11 protein-coding genes are annotated in these 17,159 nt (G+C 63.5%); 5 read left to right on the forward strand and 6 right to left on the reverse strand.

The genetic code is table 11. The annotated features are described in order from the left end of the window. Positions 1–280 precede the first annotated feature (280 nt). From OKW35_RS04785 to OKW35_RS04805, 5 genes are all read left to right on the forward strand, one after another. Positions 281–1,807, forward strand: coding sequence for an aldehyde dehydrogenase family protein (locus tag OKW35_RS04785; RefSeq protein WP_429551369.1), 1,527 nt, complete (start codon positions 281–283; stop codon positions 1,805–1,807). A gap of 499 nt (positions 1,808–2,306) precedes the next feature. Beyond that, positions 2,307–2,558: a PAAR domain-containing protein gene (locus tag OKW35_RS04790; RefSeq protein ID WP_429335929.1), complete on the forward strand. Its 252-nt coding sequence runs from the start codon at positions 2,307–2,309 to the stop codon at positions 2,556–2,558. Between the two features lie 41 nt (positions 2,559–2,599). Next, positions 2,600–6,448 carry a type VI secretion system Vgr family protein gene (locus OKW35_RS04795; RefSeq protein WP_429551370.1) on the forward strand — a complete coding sequence of 1,283 codons (3,849 nt, stop codon included), beginning with the start codon at positions 2,600–2,602 and terminating at the stop codon, positions 6,446–6,448. A 13-nt stretch (positions 6,449–6,461) separates the two neighbouring features. After that, positions 6,462–7,052, forward strand: coding sequence for a hypothetical protein (locus tag OKW35_RS04800; protein ID WP_429407076.1), 591 nt, complete (start codon positions 6,462–6,464; stop codon positions 7,050–7,052). Positions 7,053–7,206: 154 nt separating this feature from the next. After that, positions 7,207–7,809 carry a hypothetical protein gene (locus OKW35_RS04805; protein WP_429551371.1) on the forward strand — a complete coding sequence of 201 codons (603 nt, stop codon included), beginning with the start codon at positions 7,207–7,209 and terminating at the stop codon, positions 7,807–7,809. 59 nt (positions 7,810–7,868) lie between these two features. On the opposite strand, the gene OKW35_RS04810 is transcribed toward OKW35_RS04805, so the two are convergent. The 6 genes from OKW35_RS04810 to hemC form a co-directional block, all read right to left on the reverse strand. After that, the gene (locus OKW35_RS04810; RefSeq protein WP_429551372.1) at positions 7,869–9,590 is read right to left on the reverse strand and encodes a diguanylate cyclase; all 1,722 of its coding nucleotides are present in this window, start codon (positions 9,588–9,590) and stop codon (positions 7,869–7,871) included. Between the two features lie 36 nt (positions 9,591–9,626). After that, positions 9,627–11,366, reverse strand: a complete 1,740-nt coding sequence (locus tag OKW35_RS04815; RefSeq protein ID WP_429551373.1) for a SulP family inorganic anion transporter — start codon at positions 11,364–11,366, stop codon at positions 9,627–9,629. Between the two features lie 114 nt (positions 11,367–11,480). Next, positions 11,481–12,509, reverse strand: coding sequence for an SDR family oxidoreductase (locus OKW35_RS04820; protein WP_429551827.1), 1,029 nt, complete (start codon positions 12,507–12,509; stop codon positions 11,481–11,483). Positions 12,510–12,773: 264 nt separating this feature from the next. Continuing rightward, on the reverse strand, positions 12,774–13,964 hold the full coding sequence (locus tag OKW35_RS04825; RefSeq protein WP_429551374.1) for a heme biosynthesis HemY N-terminal domain-containing protein: 1,191 nt from the start codon (positions 13,962–13,964) through the stop codon (positions 12,774–12,776). A gap of 2 nt (positions 13,965–13,966) precedes the next feature. Beyond that, positions 13,967–15,958, reverse strand: a complete 1,992-nt coding sequence (gene hemDX / locus OKW35_RS04830) for a fused uroporphyrinogen-III synthase HemD/membrane protein HemX (protein WP_429551828.1) — start codon at positions 15,956–15,958, stop codon at positions 13,967–13,969. Continuing rightward, positions 15,958–16,956, reverse strand: a complete 999-nt coding sequence (gene hemC, locus OKW35_RS04835; protein ID WP_429551375.1) for a hydroxymethylbilane synthase — start codon at positions 16,954–16,956, stop codon at positions 15,958–15,960. Before hemC ends, hemDX begins: the two co-directional genes overlap by 1 nt. Positions 16,957–17,159: the final 203 nt, after the last annotated feature.

Here is a 17,159-nt window from a genome sequence, read left to right on the forward strand (position 1 = left end):
CGGACGCTTTGATGCGTGTCGACAGAATACTCCCTTTGCTAGTCCGACCGACGCGCGCGGCGACCCCGCGCGGGCCCGCATCCTTGATCTGCGTCAGCGTCGGCCGAATCTGCGGCGTTTCTGAACACCCGCTGCCCGCGCAACTGTTCCGAAACGGAACATTTCCGCCATACAGCTCACCGCAGTCCCTTAAATAGCCCACTTCGATGCATTGGTACGGTTCGTGCCTGATGTGGTCCCGCGCAGTCACCCGATCACCATCACAAAACGGAGACAAGTGATGAATCCATTTGACCTGAAAGCCCTCGGCATCGACATCGAGTATCCCTATCGCCAGCGTTACGAAAACTACATCGGCGGCAAGTGGGTACCGCCGGTCGGCGGCGACTATTTCGACAACGTGTCGCCGATCAACGGGCAGCCGTTTTGTCGCGTGCCTCGCTCGAGCGCCGCCGATATCGACCTCGCCATCGACGCCGCTCACGCAGCGCGCCGCAAATGGGCGAAGACCTCGGTGACAGAGCGCGCGAACCAGTTGCTGGCGGTGGCCGAGCGCATGGAGAAGAACCTGAAGCTGCTAGCGGTCGCCGAGACGATCGACAACGGCAAGCCGCTGCGCGAAACGATGGCCGCGGACCTGCCGCTCGCCGTCGATCATTTCCGCTATTTCGCGGGCTGCATCCGCGCGCAGGAAGGCGGCATCTCGGAGATCGACGACAACACGGTCGCTTATCACTTTCACGAGCCGGCTGGGGTGGTCGGTCAGATCATCCCGTGGAATTTTCCGCTGCTGATGGCCGCATGGAAGCTCGCGCCCGCGCTCGCGGCCGGCTGCTGCGTCGTGATGAAGCCGGCCGAGCAGACGCCGGCTTCGGTACTCGTGCTGATCGAACTGATCGGCGACCTGTTCCCCGCCGGGGTCATCAACATCGTCAACGGCTTCGGCAAGGAAGCGGGCGAAGCGCTCGCCACCAGCAAGCGCATCGCGAAAATCGCGTTCACCGGCTCGACGCCGGTCGGCAAGCGCATCCTGCACGCAGCCGCGGACAACCTGATCCCGTCGACGGTCGAACTCGGCGGCAAGAGCCCGAACATCTTCTTCGCCGACGTGCTCGATCGCGACGACGCGTTCCTCGACAAGGCGCTCGAAGGTCTCGCGATGTTCGCGCTGAATCAGGGCGAAGTGTGCACGTGCCCGTCGCGCGTGCTGGTTCAGGAGTCGATTTACGAGCGCTTCATCGAGAAGGCGATCGCCCGGGTGGAACGCATCAAGGCTGGCCATCCGCTGAACCTCGAAACGATGATCGGTGCGCAGGCATCGCAGCAGCAGCTCGACAAGATTCTGTCGTATATCGACATCGGCCGGGACGAAGGGGCGCAGTGCCTCGTCGGCGGCGAGCGCGCAACCCCTGGCGCCGGCCTCGGCGAGGGTTTCTACGTGAAGCCGACGATGCTGTTCGGCAACAACGATATGCGTGTGTTCCAGGAGGAGATCTTCGGGCCGGTCGCCTCGGTGATGACGTTCAAGGACGAACAGCACGCGATCGAACTCGCGAACGACACGTACTATGGCCTGGGCGCGGGCGTGTGGACTCGCGACGGTACCCGCGCTTACAAGATGGGACGCGAGATCGAGGCGGGACGCGTGTGGACCAACTGCTATCACCTGTATCCGGCGCATGCGGCCTTCGGTGGCTACAAGCAGTCGGGGATCGGGCGCGAAACACACAAGATGGCGTTGTCGAACTATCAGCGGACGAAGTGTCTGCTGGTCAGCTATCAGGCGGAGGCGCTGGGGTTCTTCTAAGCGAAGGGCGCGTCGTCTATGGACGGCGCGCAGCCGTGCGGCGTGGTGGCCGCTCCGATTGCATCAATCGATGCGAAATCACGAAGTCCCCTCAGACCTCAGTCCGCCTCGACTTCTCCCGCAAAGCCGCATTCCGTCATCAGTCTTTCTAAAACCGGAAGCATCGGCTCGCGAACCCACGAAAGCACTTCAACGAGCGACTCGCCCTTTGTGCCGTTCTCGGCGTCAATTGAATAGGAGTGCGTGTACATCGTGCAGTAATGGTCCGTCGGTGGCGTGGGCTTAGGCGCCGCCGCAGTGACGATCGCGGCGAGCGCGCTGTTGGCAGGTTCATCCGGGGCCTCGGCGCATGGGGGATGCTTCTTCTGGAAGCTGTGAGATCCCGTTCGCCCGACAAATCAAACAAATTGCCTACATAGGCTAAAAATTCATCCAATTCCGAATGCTCCTGGTTGCCCCGCTCCCGATACTGTCGTTCGCACATAACAGGGGACGACCGATGAAGAACGGCAACGGCCAGCCGATGATCCGGCTCGCAGACAAGACGACGCACGACGGCACGGTCATCGAGGCCGCGACAGACCTCATGCACATGGGCATCCCGGTTGCACTCGATGGACACGGCGTCGAGTGTCCGAAGTGTGGCGGTGTCTATCCGATCATCGCGACCGGCCAGCGAACCCACAACGGCAAGCGGGTCAGCCATGCCGGCGACAGGACGGGCTGCGGCGCGATCCTGATCGCTTCATGATCGCTTCCCGGTTGCCACGAAACACCGAGCTCCTTGCACGCATGGTCGAACCCGCACAGGACCGCACGCTAGGTCTTTCCAGTGACGCACTACCCACGTGGGGCAATGAGCCTTTGCTGGCTCCGCTCCGTCTGCGCGGCACCGAATCCCTGGGCAAGCTCTATCGATACACGCTCGATGTGGCGACGATCGAAAGTCCGACGCTCGGATTGTGGCAAGCACAGGAACTGGTCGTACCCGATAACCTGATCGGCAAAGTCATCGACATTTCGATCGCGTTCGACGGGAACGGATTGTTCGGTCAACAGGCGTTGGAACCCGGTGACGTGGCACACGTGGGCGCGGGCCGCCGCACGATTTCGGGCCTCGTCACAGGCATGAAACAGACCGGCACCGACGACCGGCGCGCCCATTACCGCTTCGTCGTGCGCCCCTGGCTGTGGCTGGCCACGAAGAACCGTGAAAGCAGGATCTTTCAGGACGCGAGCGTGGTGGACATCACCGACCGGATACTCAAGGAGCGTTATCACTTTCCGGTCGTGATGGAGTTGGGCGCGACCGGTCTGTGCGAAGGCTACCCAAAGCGGGACCATGTCCGGCAGATGTGGGAATCCGATTTCGAATTCCTCACGCGGATCTGGAGAGAATGGGGAATCTACTATCTGTTCGACGGAATGACGCTGGTACTGTGCGATTCGCCCGGCTCGCACAAACAGCACGACAACGGCTACGACACTATCCGCTATCACGCGCCTGACAGCCGGCACGTCGACGAAGAACACATTCACAGGCTCGAGGTCTCGCGTCAGATCACGACGGGCAAGGTCAGTCTGATCGACTACGACTACACGCGCCCCGGCATGCACTTCGAGGGCGAGTACGAGAGCTTCAGCGAACGGGCCTTCGACAACATCGAGCAACACGGCTGGGGCGACTACTCGCAACCGCTCGCCGGCGAGATGGGATTGTCGGGTAGGCGAAACAACTTCCGCAATGAAGCCGAATACCTCGCGAGCGTGCGCGTCGACGCAATGCGCTGCCACCGGCTACGTCTGAAGGGCCGAGGGAATCTGCGCGGCCTGACAACCGGGAAAACATTCTGGCTCGACAACCATCCGCAATGCGACATCAACGCCGAGTACCTGGCGGTATCGACCACGCTCGACATTCGCAACGCGCCGCAGAACACACAGCCGTCCGGTAACGACACGAACGACGCGTTGCGCCGGTGCGTGACCAGCTTCGTGCTTCAGCCTGCCAATGCATTCTTCAGAAACCGCCCGAAGAAAAAGCCGCGCTGCGCGGCGGAAACGGCGATCGTGGTTGGGCCCGAGCATCAGCCGATCTGGGTCGATGGATACGCGCGCGCCAAGGTGCGTTTCGTGTGGGACCGGCTTGGCCCGAAAAACGAGAGCGCCAGTTGCTGGGTGCGCGTGTCGTCGCCGTGGCAAGGCAATGGCTTCGGCGCGATCTATCCGCCGCGTGTCGGTCAGGAGGTCATGGTCAGCTACCACGAAGAGGACCCGGACAAGCCGTACGTATCGGGCCGGATGATCAATGGCTGGAACCAGCCGCCCTGGAAGCTACCGGATAACCAGGCACTTTCAGGCGTCTTGAGCAGTGAGCTCAAAGGTGGCTGCGACGGCCAGACCAATCACGTCGTACTGGATGACACGCCGGGCCAACTCCAGGCACAGCTCGCCAGCGATCACGCACGCTCGCGCCTCGTGCTGGGCTACAACACGCAGGTCGTGCGCGAGGCCGGCCGACAGCAGGCGCGCGGTGAAGGCTGGGAACTGGCCACCGACGCATGGGGTGTCGCGCGCGCCAATAGAGGCATGCTGATCACCACGGAGGCGCGTCGCGGCGCGACCGCGCCGGCAAAGGATCTCGGCGAGACCGTGGCGCGCCTCACGCAGGCGCGCGATATCCACGAGAACCTCGCGGGTCTCGCGCGGCAGTATGAGGCACAGGAGCAACAGACCAGTCAAAGCGACGTATCGCGGGCCATCAAGGCGCAGAACGAGGCGATACGCGGCGTCGCGGCGCGTGCGGACCTTCCCTTCCCGCAACTGAGCGCACCCGACATGGTGCTGGCCAGCGCGGCGGGGGTCGGTCTCACCGCAGCGCAAAGCACGCACGTGGCGAGTATCGAACACATCGCGCTCACAGCGGGCGGACACGTCAGCATGGCGGCGGCGAAATCGCTGCTGGCGTCGGCAATCAACGGCGTGCGGGTGTTCACGCAGAATCTCGGCATCAGGCTCAAGGCCGCGTCAGGCAAGGTGCGAATCGACGCGCAGAGCGATGATGTCGAGGTCATCGCGCAGCGGGTCGTCAGCATCATCAGTAGAACCGATTCGATCAATCTGATGGCCAGCAAAGAGATCGTGCTCCATGCGGGAAGCACGAAGGTGGTCATCAATTCGGAAGGGTACAGGGTCTATACGGATGGAGAGCATCGGGTCCATGCGCGTGGTCATCAAACTGACAGGCCAGCGGCGCGGCCTGTCAGTGTGCCGGTCACGCCCGGAAAGCCGGGCAAGCTGGCTGCGCATCATGTTCTGATCGAACACGATACGGGCTTTGCACTGCCGAACCAGCCGTACCGGATCACGCTCGACGATGGTCAGGCGATTCAGGGCGTGACCAATGCGCTTGGAGAAACGAGTCTCGTCACGAGCAATCTTCTTGCATTCGCGACGGTTGAACTGTTCGCCAAGAGTGAACCGGACAAGGTTATTGCGGTGAGCAGAGGCGCGGTGATCAGGGAGACGAACGAGCCGTTTGCGGGCGCAGTGCCCAACGCCGAGAAACGCACCGCCAGGGTCGCAGGAAAGGCCGTGGCCTCTCCCGATCAAAGCGCGACGACGGAAGACAAGCCGCCGGAATTCGTTTCATGCGATCCGATGAACTTCGGTCTGCGCTTTTATCACTTCATCAACGGTGCGACCGAGGCTGATGCGCCGGCCGGTATGTCGATGCGCAAGGATGTTGAATATCCGGTGACCAAGGCTTATACGGCTGCGATCAAGACGGCGTTGCAGGGAATCGATTGGGCCGGGGTGACGTGGCCGTTGACTGCCGATTCGATAAAGACCATTCAAAACGCGGTCACGCCGCAATTGGAAATCGCGCTTGGTGCCGGGCCCTTTGGATTGCCACGAGGCTATGCCGCTAGCCCCGAAAATAACGGTTGCATGCCACAGGTTGTGATTGTCAATCCACTGCGGGCAACGGAGTTTAACCTGCGACACGATGTCAGCGCCGCATTCATCGGGAAGTACTGGCTTATCGCCGTCAACGAGAGCGAGATCGCGCACATCGTCGAACTCAGAGACCAGCGGCCCTCGCTGGACAACCGTCTCAGCGCATTTGCCGACACGCTGTATCACGAGTGTCGCCACTGCCAGCAGTACTTCTGGATGTTTTCTTTGCTTCAGCACTTTCCAGACGACTATAGGGACCTGCCGAATATCCAGACGTTGTATCGGTCGACGATGCTGAGCGAAGCCTATGAAGTGGCTAGAAATTCGCCGCTACCCGACGATCATCGCGTTCACATCGGTCTGCACAGGATGCTTGTATTCCACTACTACTGGCTGATTTCCTACATGCAGGACAAACGGGGTTGGGAGTACGTCAGGCGAGATCTCCCGAGTGCTGAAAGGAAGGTATGTGAACTGCTGAACGTCTCTGCTGAAACAGCACAAAAAATGGCGCAATTCGAAACCGGCTATAGGAGCCAACTTCATGAAGAAGATGCCTACGCCTGCGCGGAAGTGGTTCAGGCCTACTGGCGCAATCCTGGTGATCCTCTCGTTCGCAATCCCGGTACATGCACGGCTCAGTACACCGACGCTCTCAGGACCGTCGGGGCCAGGAACTGAGATGAGACCGACTGTGACCGACGCCCAGCGCGACATGGCCTTCAGGATATTGACCACGGCAATGGCGATCCTGCGGGACGACGAGCCCTTCGATCCCGCACATACGATATTCGGCCGCATTCTTGCGGCTGATCCCCTGCGCGGTAAAGTTGGTGGTACCGAGTATTCCTTCGTGAATCCGGCTTTCCCGCGGACGGACATCATCGTATTTGTGATACCCGATCCGCTCGACCCCTCCGCCGACCGCACGAAAGTCAAGCGAGTCGCGACGCACTTCACGATCCGTTTCAATCCACTATTGACAGACATTAGCCGCTCGACGCTGGAAGATCTCCTCCATGTCGATATCGGCTACTGGGTCGACGGCAACGGCGAGCGGTGGCCCGGCAACGATATGGGAACGACGCCACCGCAGATTCGGCTGCATGGCTATCGTTATCGTGCTTCGAATCTGCCGACGAGCCGATTTCCGGTGGATGTCGAATTTGCTTTCGGCGACCCCGACCCGAACGATCCGGCGCCGGACGAACCCAAAACGCCGGTCCTGATGGACGTTCTCCTCAAGCGTGGCTATTCCGCATTGAAACGGCAACACCGTGATTAGAGCCCGTCTTGAACAGCAGGTGGCAAAGCGCCACGGCGCGCGGAAGTGGTTCAGGCCTACTGGCGCAATCCTGGTGATCCTCTCGTTCTCAACCCCGATACATGCACGGCTCAGTACGCCGACGCCCTCAGGACCGTCGGGGCCAGGAGCTGAGATGAGACCGACTGTGACCGATGCCCAGCGCGACATGGCCTTCAGGATATTGGCCACGGCGATGGCGATCCTGCGGGACGACCAGCCCTTCAATCCCGCGCATACGATATTCGGCAGCATTCTTGCGGCGCGACGAGATCGCGGCGTGGTAGGCGTTACGGAGTATTCCTTCGTGAATCCGGTGTTGCCGGACACGCAAATCATCGTAGTTGTGGTACCCGATCCGCTCGACCCCTCGGCCGACCGCACGAAAATCAAGCAGGTCGCGAGGCGCTTCACGATCCGCTTCAATCCACTATTGACGGACATCAACCGCTCGACGCTGGAAGATCTCCTCCAGGTCGATATCGGCTACTGGATCGACGGCAAAGGCGGGCGGCGGTCCGGCAATGATATGGGAACCGTGCCTCCACAGATTCGTCTGCATCACTATCGCTATCGTGCTTCGGATCTGCCAACGAGCCGATTTCCGGTGGATGTCGAATTTGCTTTCGGCGACCCCGGCCCAAAGAATCCAGCTCCGGACGAACCCAAAACGCCGGTCCTGATGGACGTTCGCCTCAATCGTGACTATTCCGCGTTGAGACGGCAATACCGTGAATGAAGCCCGTCTTGAACAGCAGGTGGCAAAGCGCCGCATGTACAGAGACGACATCCGCATTTTCAGCTTTGCATGGACTCGCTTGCCACCACCCTGTTTCGCCCACTCGCCTTCGCGGCGTACAGTCGCTGGTCCGCGATCGCAATCAATCCCTCGAGGTCAAAGCAGTTATCCGAGACACTCTCCGCCACCCCGATCGATATCGTGAACCATATCTCACGGCCCGGCGCGGTGCGGGTTAATTGCGTCTCCTGAAGGACGCAGGCGTTGCGGGCGACGGCCTCGCGCACGCGCTCCGCAATTCGGGCCGCGTCGTCCGCGGTCGTATCGGGCAGCAGCACACAGAACTCCTCGCCACCCAGACGTGCCATCAGATCCCCCGGGCGCACGGCAATCCTGACCACGTTGGTCAGGTGCTTCAGGGCCTCGTCTCCGCCAGCGTGCCCCCAGTTGTCGTTGACCACCTTGAAATGGTCGATATCGATCATCAGCAGCGCGATGCGGCGCTCGTCGTTGCGCCGTGAAAGTGCGTCGAATTCCTCATTCAAACGGCGGCGGTTCGCGAGACCGGTCAGGGGGTCCGCGAGCGACAATTCCCGCAGCCGCCCGTTGAGTGCCATCTGCGTGGAAAGAAGCTGGTCGACGACAAAAAGAGTGGCCCAGAGAAGCAATGCCATCAGTATCCACACCCCGGCAAACAGCGCGCTGCTCAAGCGAACGACCGAGAAGAATACGGTCGCAGCGGATACGTAATCGGTCAATACGAGATCCGCCGTATCCAGCTTTCTGAAGAGCAGGAAGTCCTGTCCCGCACTCAACGTTCCGCTGGGTGTCCGAAACAACGTGGAAGCAGAGAGCGTGTTCCACTGCGCCGGCAGAGTCTTCAGCCAATTCTCATCATTGACCGAGAAAGTACTTCCGCTCGTTGCAATTGGCATCCCGCTCGGGTCTATCAGAGCGTGAGTTTCATCCGCTGTGGTGTTGTTCCACAGATAGTCCTGAACGATGCGTTGCGGGACCACAAAGAATATGAGGCCGCGAACCACGTCGTTACTCATCACCGCTGTCCCAAACAGCAGGCGAGGTCCTGCCGGGTTCTTGCGCCCGCGAACCGGATCGAACGTGACGTCATAGTCGAGCGGGTTCTGGTTGGCCAGCTGTAACAGGCGCGAGCTGCCGTACATTTGCAACAGCCGGACTACCTCGTCGTCGTCAATGGTTGGGTGAGCGACCACGATACCGGTCGGCGAGACATATACCGCGCGTTCGAGACCCGTCCCCATCTGGAATTGCACGGCAAACAGCCGGCTCATCAATTGGGCGAGCCGCAGGTCCTCGACAAATGTAGGCTCGTCGCGGTGCAAACCAGGAGTCACCGCGAGCTGCTGTGTGCCGATACCCCGAATGGGGGCGTCGATATCGCGAACTTGAAGAGTCCAGACGCGCTCGTCCTGCGCCCGGAGTACCGCCTGGAGCGAGGCATCCGGTGTTCGATCGAGCTGTGCTGTCCGGTCCGCAAGGAGCCGCTCGGCACTCTCGCGAAGAAACTGCAAGTGCTGCCTGTTATTGCGGACCGCGACATCGAGAACCCTGGCCTGAATCTCGAGCTGATGCGAACGGTTATCGAGCTCCCGGGCACGTACGAGAAAATATTGGTGTACAGCAAGAATCAACGTGACAACGAATACCACGGCGAAACACAGGATCACGGTATGCCGCGGACGTGAACTGGCGCGGTCCCAAACCGTTTTCGCAGGCGTTTTAGACGCGGACGGCAGGGTCATGCCGGCTCTCCGGTGATCCAGCTCAAGGTCCGAATACTATTCCTTCCCAACCATCTCGACATAGCTATCAACCGCACTGCTCACCGTCGGATGAAAGCACGCATCGCCAATCAGATCGGTCAGCTCGAAGCGTCTGAGCTTGTCGCGAACCGGATCCTTCATCTCTGCAAAGTGCAGCGCAATCCCGCGCTCGTCGAGGGTGCGCGTCAGTTCCCGCAGCATGTCGGCGGAGGTGACGTCCACGCTCGTCACCGGTTCGGCCGCCACCACCACACGCCGCACTGGTGCCGGCGATTCGGCGACGGCTTCCAGCAGGCGCTCCTGAAACTGCTCGGCATTCGCAAAGAACAGCGGTGCATCCCAGCGAAACAGCACGAGTCCGGGGATTCGCTGGGCATGCGGGTAGCGCTGCAAGTCGTGATAGCCGCGCAAACCTTCAACGCTTCCCAGCACCGCGTAGTGCGGTCGCCAGCCGTCCCACAGAAATTCGATGACCGCGATCACCACCGCGAAGCAGATGCCGGGAATCGCACCGAACACCGCGACGCCGGCAAAGCAGGCCATCGACAGCCAGAACTCCCATTGCTGGATGCGGAAAATCCGCTTCAGGTCCGTGATCTCGAACAGACCGATCGCCGCCGCGATGACGACCGCGGCGAGCGCACTGTTGGGCAGGTAGCGCATCAGATTGGGCGCGGCCATCAGCAGCGCCGCGACCGCCAGCGCGCCGACGACGCCCGTCAGTTGCGTCTTCGCACCCGCCGCCTCGGCGACCGGCGTGCGCGACGAACTGCTGCTGATCGGGAAGCCGTGGAACAGGCCGGCCGCAAGATTGGCCGCGCCGAGCCCGACCATCTCCTGATTGGGGTCGACGCGGCTGCGAAAACGTGCCGCGAAAGTTCGCGACAGCACGCTGGTATCCGCGAACGAGATCAGCGCGACCGCGCAGCCGCCGAGCAGAATCTTGACCAGATCGGCGTCGGTGACCCACGGCAGCGCAAAGGTCGGCAGGCCTTGAGGAATCTTGCCGAGCACTTTCACACCAATGCTATCGAGGTGCAATACGGTTACGCACAACGTCGCAACGATCACGGCGATCAGGATGCCCGGCAGCTTTTCGAAGCGCTTGAGAAACAGGATCAGCACGAGGCTTCCAGCGCCCACCGCGAAGCTATACCAGTTGGATTTGCCATCGGCGATGGCCTGCACGAGGCTCACGATGTCCCGCAACGGCCCGCGCTCTTCGATTGAGATGGCAAACAGTTTGGGCAATTGACTGATCAGCACGGCGAGCGCAATGCCGTTCATATAGCCGTATCGAATGGGTTTCGACAACAATTCAGTGATGAATCCCAGCCGCAGCAAGCCCATCACGATACAGAACAGGCCGGACACGATCGCCATCATGCTGGCCGCCGCAATCGCGCGCGACGGGTCGCCCGCAGCGATTTGCACCACGACCGCCAGAATCGGAGCGGCGAGCGCGGAGTCGGGACCGAGCACGAGAATCCGGCTCGGACCGAACAGCGCATACGCCAATAGCGGAACGATCGTCGCGTAGAGGCCGTACACGCCAGGGACGCCGGATGCCTCCGCGTAAGCGATCCCAACCGGCACCAGCATCGTGGTCAGCACCAGTCCCGCCGTCAGATCGTTCGGCAACCAGCTCAGCCGGTACGTCTTGAGCACCGTCAGTCCCGGCAGCCAGCGCATCCAGCGGCGCGCCCTGCTTACAGCAGTCTGTTCTTTGTGAGGAACTGGCCTGTCCGCTTCCATTTTTGGAATGTTCGTAGTCGAGGACGCCGCACCACGGTTTGTGGGCGGTACCGTCATTCGAAGGATAGTCCAGACATCCCGTCGGCGACAGGGATGAGGCCGACCGGCCGCGCATCAGGGCCGCTCGCGCCTCAGCAGCCACGCGACGCCCCCCGCCAGCGCCATCACTGCCGCGCCGTACACCGCATTGCGATGCCGATCGGTGAACATCTGCCAGCAGTACGCATGCGCTTCGTCATCGAAGCGACCATGCGAAGTGTAGTGGCCCGGCACCGGCTCGTAGAGATTCGCGGGCGCATCGGCGGGCAACGGTTCATCGGTCAATTGCCCGTCGTAACCCGCCCGCGCGAGATAGCGGTCGAGCAGCGTCGGCGCGATCCGGTTCGCGAGGATCGCCTTGACCGTCGACCACCCGACCCACACCTGCCGCCGCCGATGGGTGGCCGCAAAGTAGATCGCCCGTGCCGCCACTTCCGGCTGAAACACCGGCGCCACCGGCCGTGCCCTGCGCCCCGTGCGATTGAGCGCCCAGTCGAATTGCGGCGTATTGACCGCGGGCAGATCGACCATCGTCAGATGGATATCGACTCCGTCGTGCAGCAACTCGGAACGCAACGAATCGGTGAAGCCGCGCACGGCAAACTTCGCGCCGCAATAGATCGACTGCAACGGCACCGACCGGTACCCGAGCGCCGAGCCGACATTGACGATCGTCCCATGCCCGCACGCGCGCATCACGGGGAGCGCCGCCAGCATGCCGTTGACCTGCCCCAGGTAGGTCACCTGCGTGCCGCGTTCGACATCGCGCGCGCTGAGCGCCGACACCGGCGCAAACGCGGTCGCCATCGCGACGTTGACCCAGACGTCGATGCCGCCCCACTCGCGCTTCACGCGCTGCGCCGCGCGCTCGATCGCGTCGGCATCGGCGACATCGGCCGCAATGGCGAGTGCGCGCACGCCATAGGTCGCGGCGATCTCCTCGGCGGCGCGAGCGAGCCGTCGCGGCTCGCGCGCGATGAGCCCAACGTCGTAGCCCTGCCGTGCGAATTCGGACGCGCTCGCGCGCCCCACGCCGGCACTTGCCCCTGTAATGACGACGACGCCCTTGCGCTCGACGTCGCCGCTGCGGGTCTCGGTTTGCACCGTCACAGCGTCGCTGGCCACTTTGAACACCTCCGAGGTTGCGCATCCAGTGAGGTGGTGAAGCAAAGCGCAGTCCCGACGATTCGAGCTGGGGATCCGCGAATTGCGCGCGAGTCCAGCGCACGCCCGGCCGCCGGGACGCCGGCCGCCGGAAGCCGGAACGCCGGCCGCCGGAAAAACAAATGGCCGCAGCGCGGGGCTGCGGCCATCAGGTAGCGGTTTCCGAGGCTTGCGCGCTTCAGCGCAAGGCCGAAAACGCCGAACTCACGTCACGTTCATCGCCAACGCACTCTCGCGATAGTGCTGGCTCGCCTTGTCGGTATCGCCCAGCTGCTCGTGCAGACGCGCGAGCGCGCGATGCGAGCGGATCTTCAGCGTCTCGTTGTCGGCAAGCTTCAGCGCGCGTTCGAGGAACGACTGCGCCTTGCCCCACAACTGCTGATGCAGGCACAGGCGCCCCAGCGCGAACATCAGGTCCGCGTCTTCCGGCCGATCCTTCTGCCACGCCTCGGCCTTCTGGATCAGCGGCAACGCATCGCCGCCGGCCGTGTCCGGATAGCGTCGCAACAGGCGCGCATCCCAGTTCTGCGCGAGCGCCTCCTCGACGATCTTGCGCGCCTCCTGCGGACGGTTCAGCGCGACCAGCAGTTCGGCGGCGGTGTCGGCGAGGCGCGGCGAATGACGCTCGGTCGCCGACAGCGAGTTCCACAGTTCGAGCAGCGCGTCCGCATTGTGGCGACGATCGCGCAGCAGATTTTCCGCCGCCAGTTGACGGAGCCGCACCGCGACCGCCGGATGGATCGCCTCGCGCTTCTCCAGCGTCTTCACGAGCTTCAGCACTTCGCCCCAGTTCTTCAGTTGCTGCTGCGCACGCAGCATGATTTGCTGCGCATGAATGCGCCGCGCGCCCTGCGATTGCATCTCGGTCAGCGCATTGAGCGCGCCGTCGGCGTCGCGGCCGTCGGCGCGCATGTCGGCGGTGGCCATCAGGCGCGCGTCCTGCCAGTCGGCTTCGTCGATCTGCGCGAGCCATTCGTCGCGCCGCGCGTACTCATGCATGCGATGCGCGGCGGTCGCCGCGATCAAACCGGCCGCGCCCTTGTTGTCGCCATTCGTGAGCGCGTCCTTGGCGGCCTTTTCCGCGCGCGAGAAACGCCCCGCGTACAGGTTGCCGATCGCGTCGCGCAACGCCGCATGCGCCTTCGCGACACGCGCGCGTGCGCGGTACGCGGCGACGCGCTGCGGCATGCGCCAGATATTGCGGGTGATGCGCAACAGCGCATAGAGCAGGACGAACAGCACCACCAGCCCGACGACGAACAGGTTCAGCGACATGTCGACGCGGTACGGCGGATAGATCAGCAGCACTTGCCCAGCGTCGAAGCGCCCGCCCACCGCGAGCACGACCGCGACGGCGAACAGCGCCGCGAGCCACAGGAGTCCCCGGATCGCCATGATTAACCCCGGTTCCGGTATTGATTGACGGCCTGCAGGCTCGTATCGAGGTTCGGCAGCTCGACCGCGGCCGAATCGGCGTCCACCTGCTTGACCAGATCGATGACCGTCTGCGTGTCTTTCGACGACGCGTCGAAGTAGCGCGTCAACGCGGACTGCGCCGCCTGCAGGTCGGACTTCAGCGTGGTCTGGTTGCGCGACAGCAGCGCGAGACGCGCCGACAGCAGACGCAGCTTCAGGTTCTCGCGCACGAAGTAGCCTTGATCCGGCGTGACCAGCATCGCGTCGGCGTTGTCGATACGGCGCACCTGCACGAGGCTCGTCAGCTGTTCGGCGATGCCGTGCGTGACCTCGTCGATCCACACTTCCCAGCGCGGCTTGCCGGTGGCCGCGGCCACCTTCGCGGTGTCGGCCCACGTGGCCGCATGCGGCGTGGCACGCGGAATCGGTGCTTCACCCGACAGCGGCAGGGCGTTCACGTGATCGATCGCGTTGTCGAGCTTGATCGCGAGGCCGGTCAGATCGGTGGACGGCGCGGCCTTCAGCTTGTCGATGTCCTGCGCGATCGCCTTGCGCACCGCGACCGCCTGCGGACTGTCCGACGTCGCGAGGCGCGTATCGGCGCTTTGCAACGCGAACAGCGCGAGCTGCGTATTGCCGGTCAGCTGCAACTGCTGGCTCGCCGCCGACAACATCTGCCCGACTTCGGCGAGCGTCCAGTCGTCGCGATTGCGCGCGAGATCCGCGTATTGCTGTTGCAGCGCCTGCTGCGCGGCCTGCGCATCGGCGAGCTTGCCTTCGAGCTGCGCGACCTGCGAGTCCGATTGATGCACGGTGGCGAGCGCCTGGTCGATCTTGATGCGCAGCTCGTTGGTCTGGGTGTCGTTGGCCTGCTGACGCTGCGCGAGTTCCTGCTCGGTGCGCACCAGCTTGCGGTTCATCGCGAAGCCGCCCACGCCCGCCGCGCACGCGATGACCACGATGACCAACCACAGCAGCGGTCCGCTCGTGCTGCGGCGCTTTTGCGCTTCGTACGGCGTGAAGGGTGGGTTCGGCGGCAAGGCGGCGCTTGCGGGCGGCTGAGGTGAGGCGTTCGTGGATGCGTTCGTTTCAGTCATGCGTGGTTGAGCCGGGTTGGACGATACCGGTTGGACGACGGGAGGCACGGCGGCCGCGGCAACGAGGGCTCGGACTATGCGCTCGTCGCCCGCGCCGGACACCGTAATCCTATCAAAACCCAATGCCCGCGCGGTCTGCGCGATGCGCGGATGCGGCGTGACGAGGGGCGCGTGTTTGAGCTGCTCGATCTCGCCGGCGGTCAGATGCTCGTGCGCGAGTTCGTGCAGATTGCGTACGCCTTCGGAGCTGGTCAGAAGCCATGCGTGCGGCGTGCCCGCGAGCAGTTCGTGCACGCGCGCCCATGCGCCGATCGACGGCTCCGGCACGATGCGCCGGTAAGCGGCCACCGCGTCGACTTCGGCGCCGGCTTCACGCAGGCGCTCGCTCAGCCATTCGCGGCCGCCGTCGCCGCGCACGATCAGCACGCGCTTGCCTTCGAGGCCCGCGGCACCGAGTTGCGCCTCGAGCGCGGCAAACAGGCTCTCGGAGTCGAAGCTCGTCGATTCGTCGTCGGCGCCCGCCGCGGGGCTGATCACGCGATGCTCGGACGCGCTGACGCCGTGGCGCGCGAGCGCTTGCACGCTGCCCGGGCCGACCACGCCGATCGGCAGCGCATGCGGCCAGATATCGTTATGGCGCGCGAACGCGTGATCGACTGCGTTCGGCGACACGAACACGACGAGCGCGTAGCGTTCGAGCGACGCGAGCGCGGCGCACAACGGCGCGTCGTCGATGACGGGCGCGATGTCGATCAGCGGGAAGTCGAGCGACGCGAGTCCGGCTGCTTCGAGCTGTTCGACGAGTTCGCTCGACTGGCCGGCCGGCCGCGTGATCACGACCGTGAAGGGCGCCTTCTCGGGCGAGACGGCGGCCATCACTCGCTGGCCGCCGCGCTGGGCGCGGCCGCGGGACCGCTCGCCGTACTGAGCGCGCGGACGATGTCGAGCGCGCCCTGCTGCACGAGCGAGTGCGCCACTTCCTCGCCGAGCGCGAGCGCGCGCTCGACGGTGGGCGCCGGCGCCGACGCCTGCGCGCTCAGCACGCGCTGGCCGTCCGGCGTTGCGACGATGCCGCGCAGATGCAGCGCGCCATCGCCCCAGGTTGCGTAGGCCGCGAGCGGCACCTCGCAGCTGCCGCCGAGCACGCGCGATACCATGCGCTCCGCTTCGACGGCCGCCGCCGTGTGCGGATGATGCAGCGGCGCGAGCCATGCGGCGAGGTCCGCGCGATCGGCGCGAATCTCGATGCCGAGCGCGCCCTGGCCCGCCGCCGGCAGACTGTCCTCGGGATCGAGCAGCGCGCGGATGCGATCGGCGAGACCCAGCCGCTTCAGCCCGGCCGCGGCCAGAATGATCGCCGCGTAATCGCCGCGATCGAGCTTGGCGAGTCGGGTATCGAGATTGCCGCGCAACGGCCGCACGTCGAGATGTGCATAGCGCATGCGCAGCATCGCCTCGCGCCGCAGACTCGAGGTGCCGACCACGCCACCGGCCGGCAGCGCGGCGAGCGAGTCGTACTGATTGGACACGAACGCGTCGCGTGGGTCCTCGCGCTCCATGATGGTGGACAGCGCGAAACCGGCGGGCAACTCCATCGGCACGTCTTTCAGCGAATGCACCGCGAGGTCGGCGCGGCCATCGCCGAGCGCGGCTTCGAGCTCCTTCACGAAGAGCCCCTTGCCACCCACCTTCGACAGCGTGCGATCGAGAATCTGATCGCCACGTGTCGTCATTCCGAGGATTTTTACGTCACAAGATGGATATAATTTGTGCAGCGCACATCGCACATGCTCGGCTTGCCACATGGCAAGGCGGCTCTCTCGCGACGCAATCACAAGCGTGTGGGGTGGCGTGGAAAACGTCTCGGTGTTCATTAGCTTGCTGCTGGATGTCGGGATGAAATAACAATCAATGTTAGCACGCGCCCTCGTTCGCGCCCTTTGGTTCCAAGGCATGGCGAAGCGCCGTGCGCAAGCGGCATCGACGGAGGAGACGGGCTTCGCGCCACGCGCGAAGGCGCCCATTCCGCGTTGTCACGTACGGTCGTTCGCGCACTGCGCGGCGGCATGCGGGATGA

This window comes from Paraburkholderia sp. MM5477-R1 (genome assembly GCF_050436385.1).
Taxonomy (GTDB): domain Bacteria; phylum Pseudomonadota; class Gammaproteobacteria; order Burkholderiales; family Burkholderiaceae; genus Paraburkholderia; species Paraburkholderia tuberum.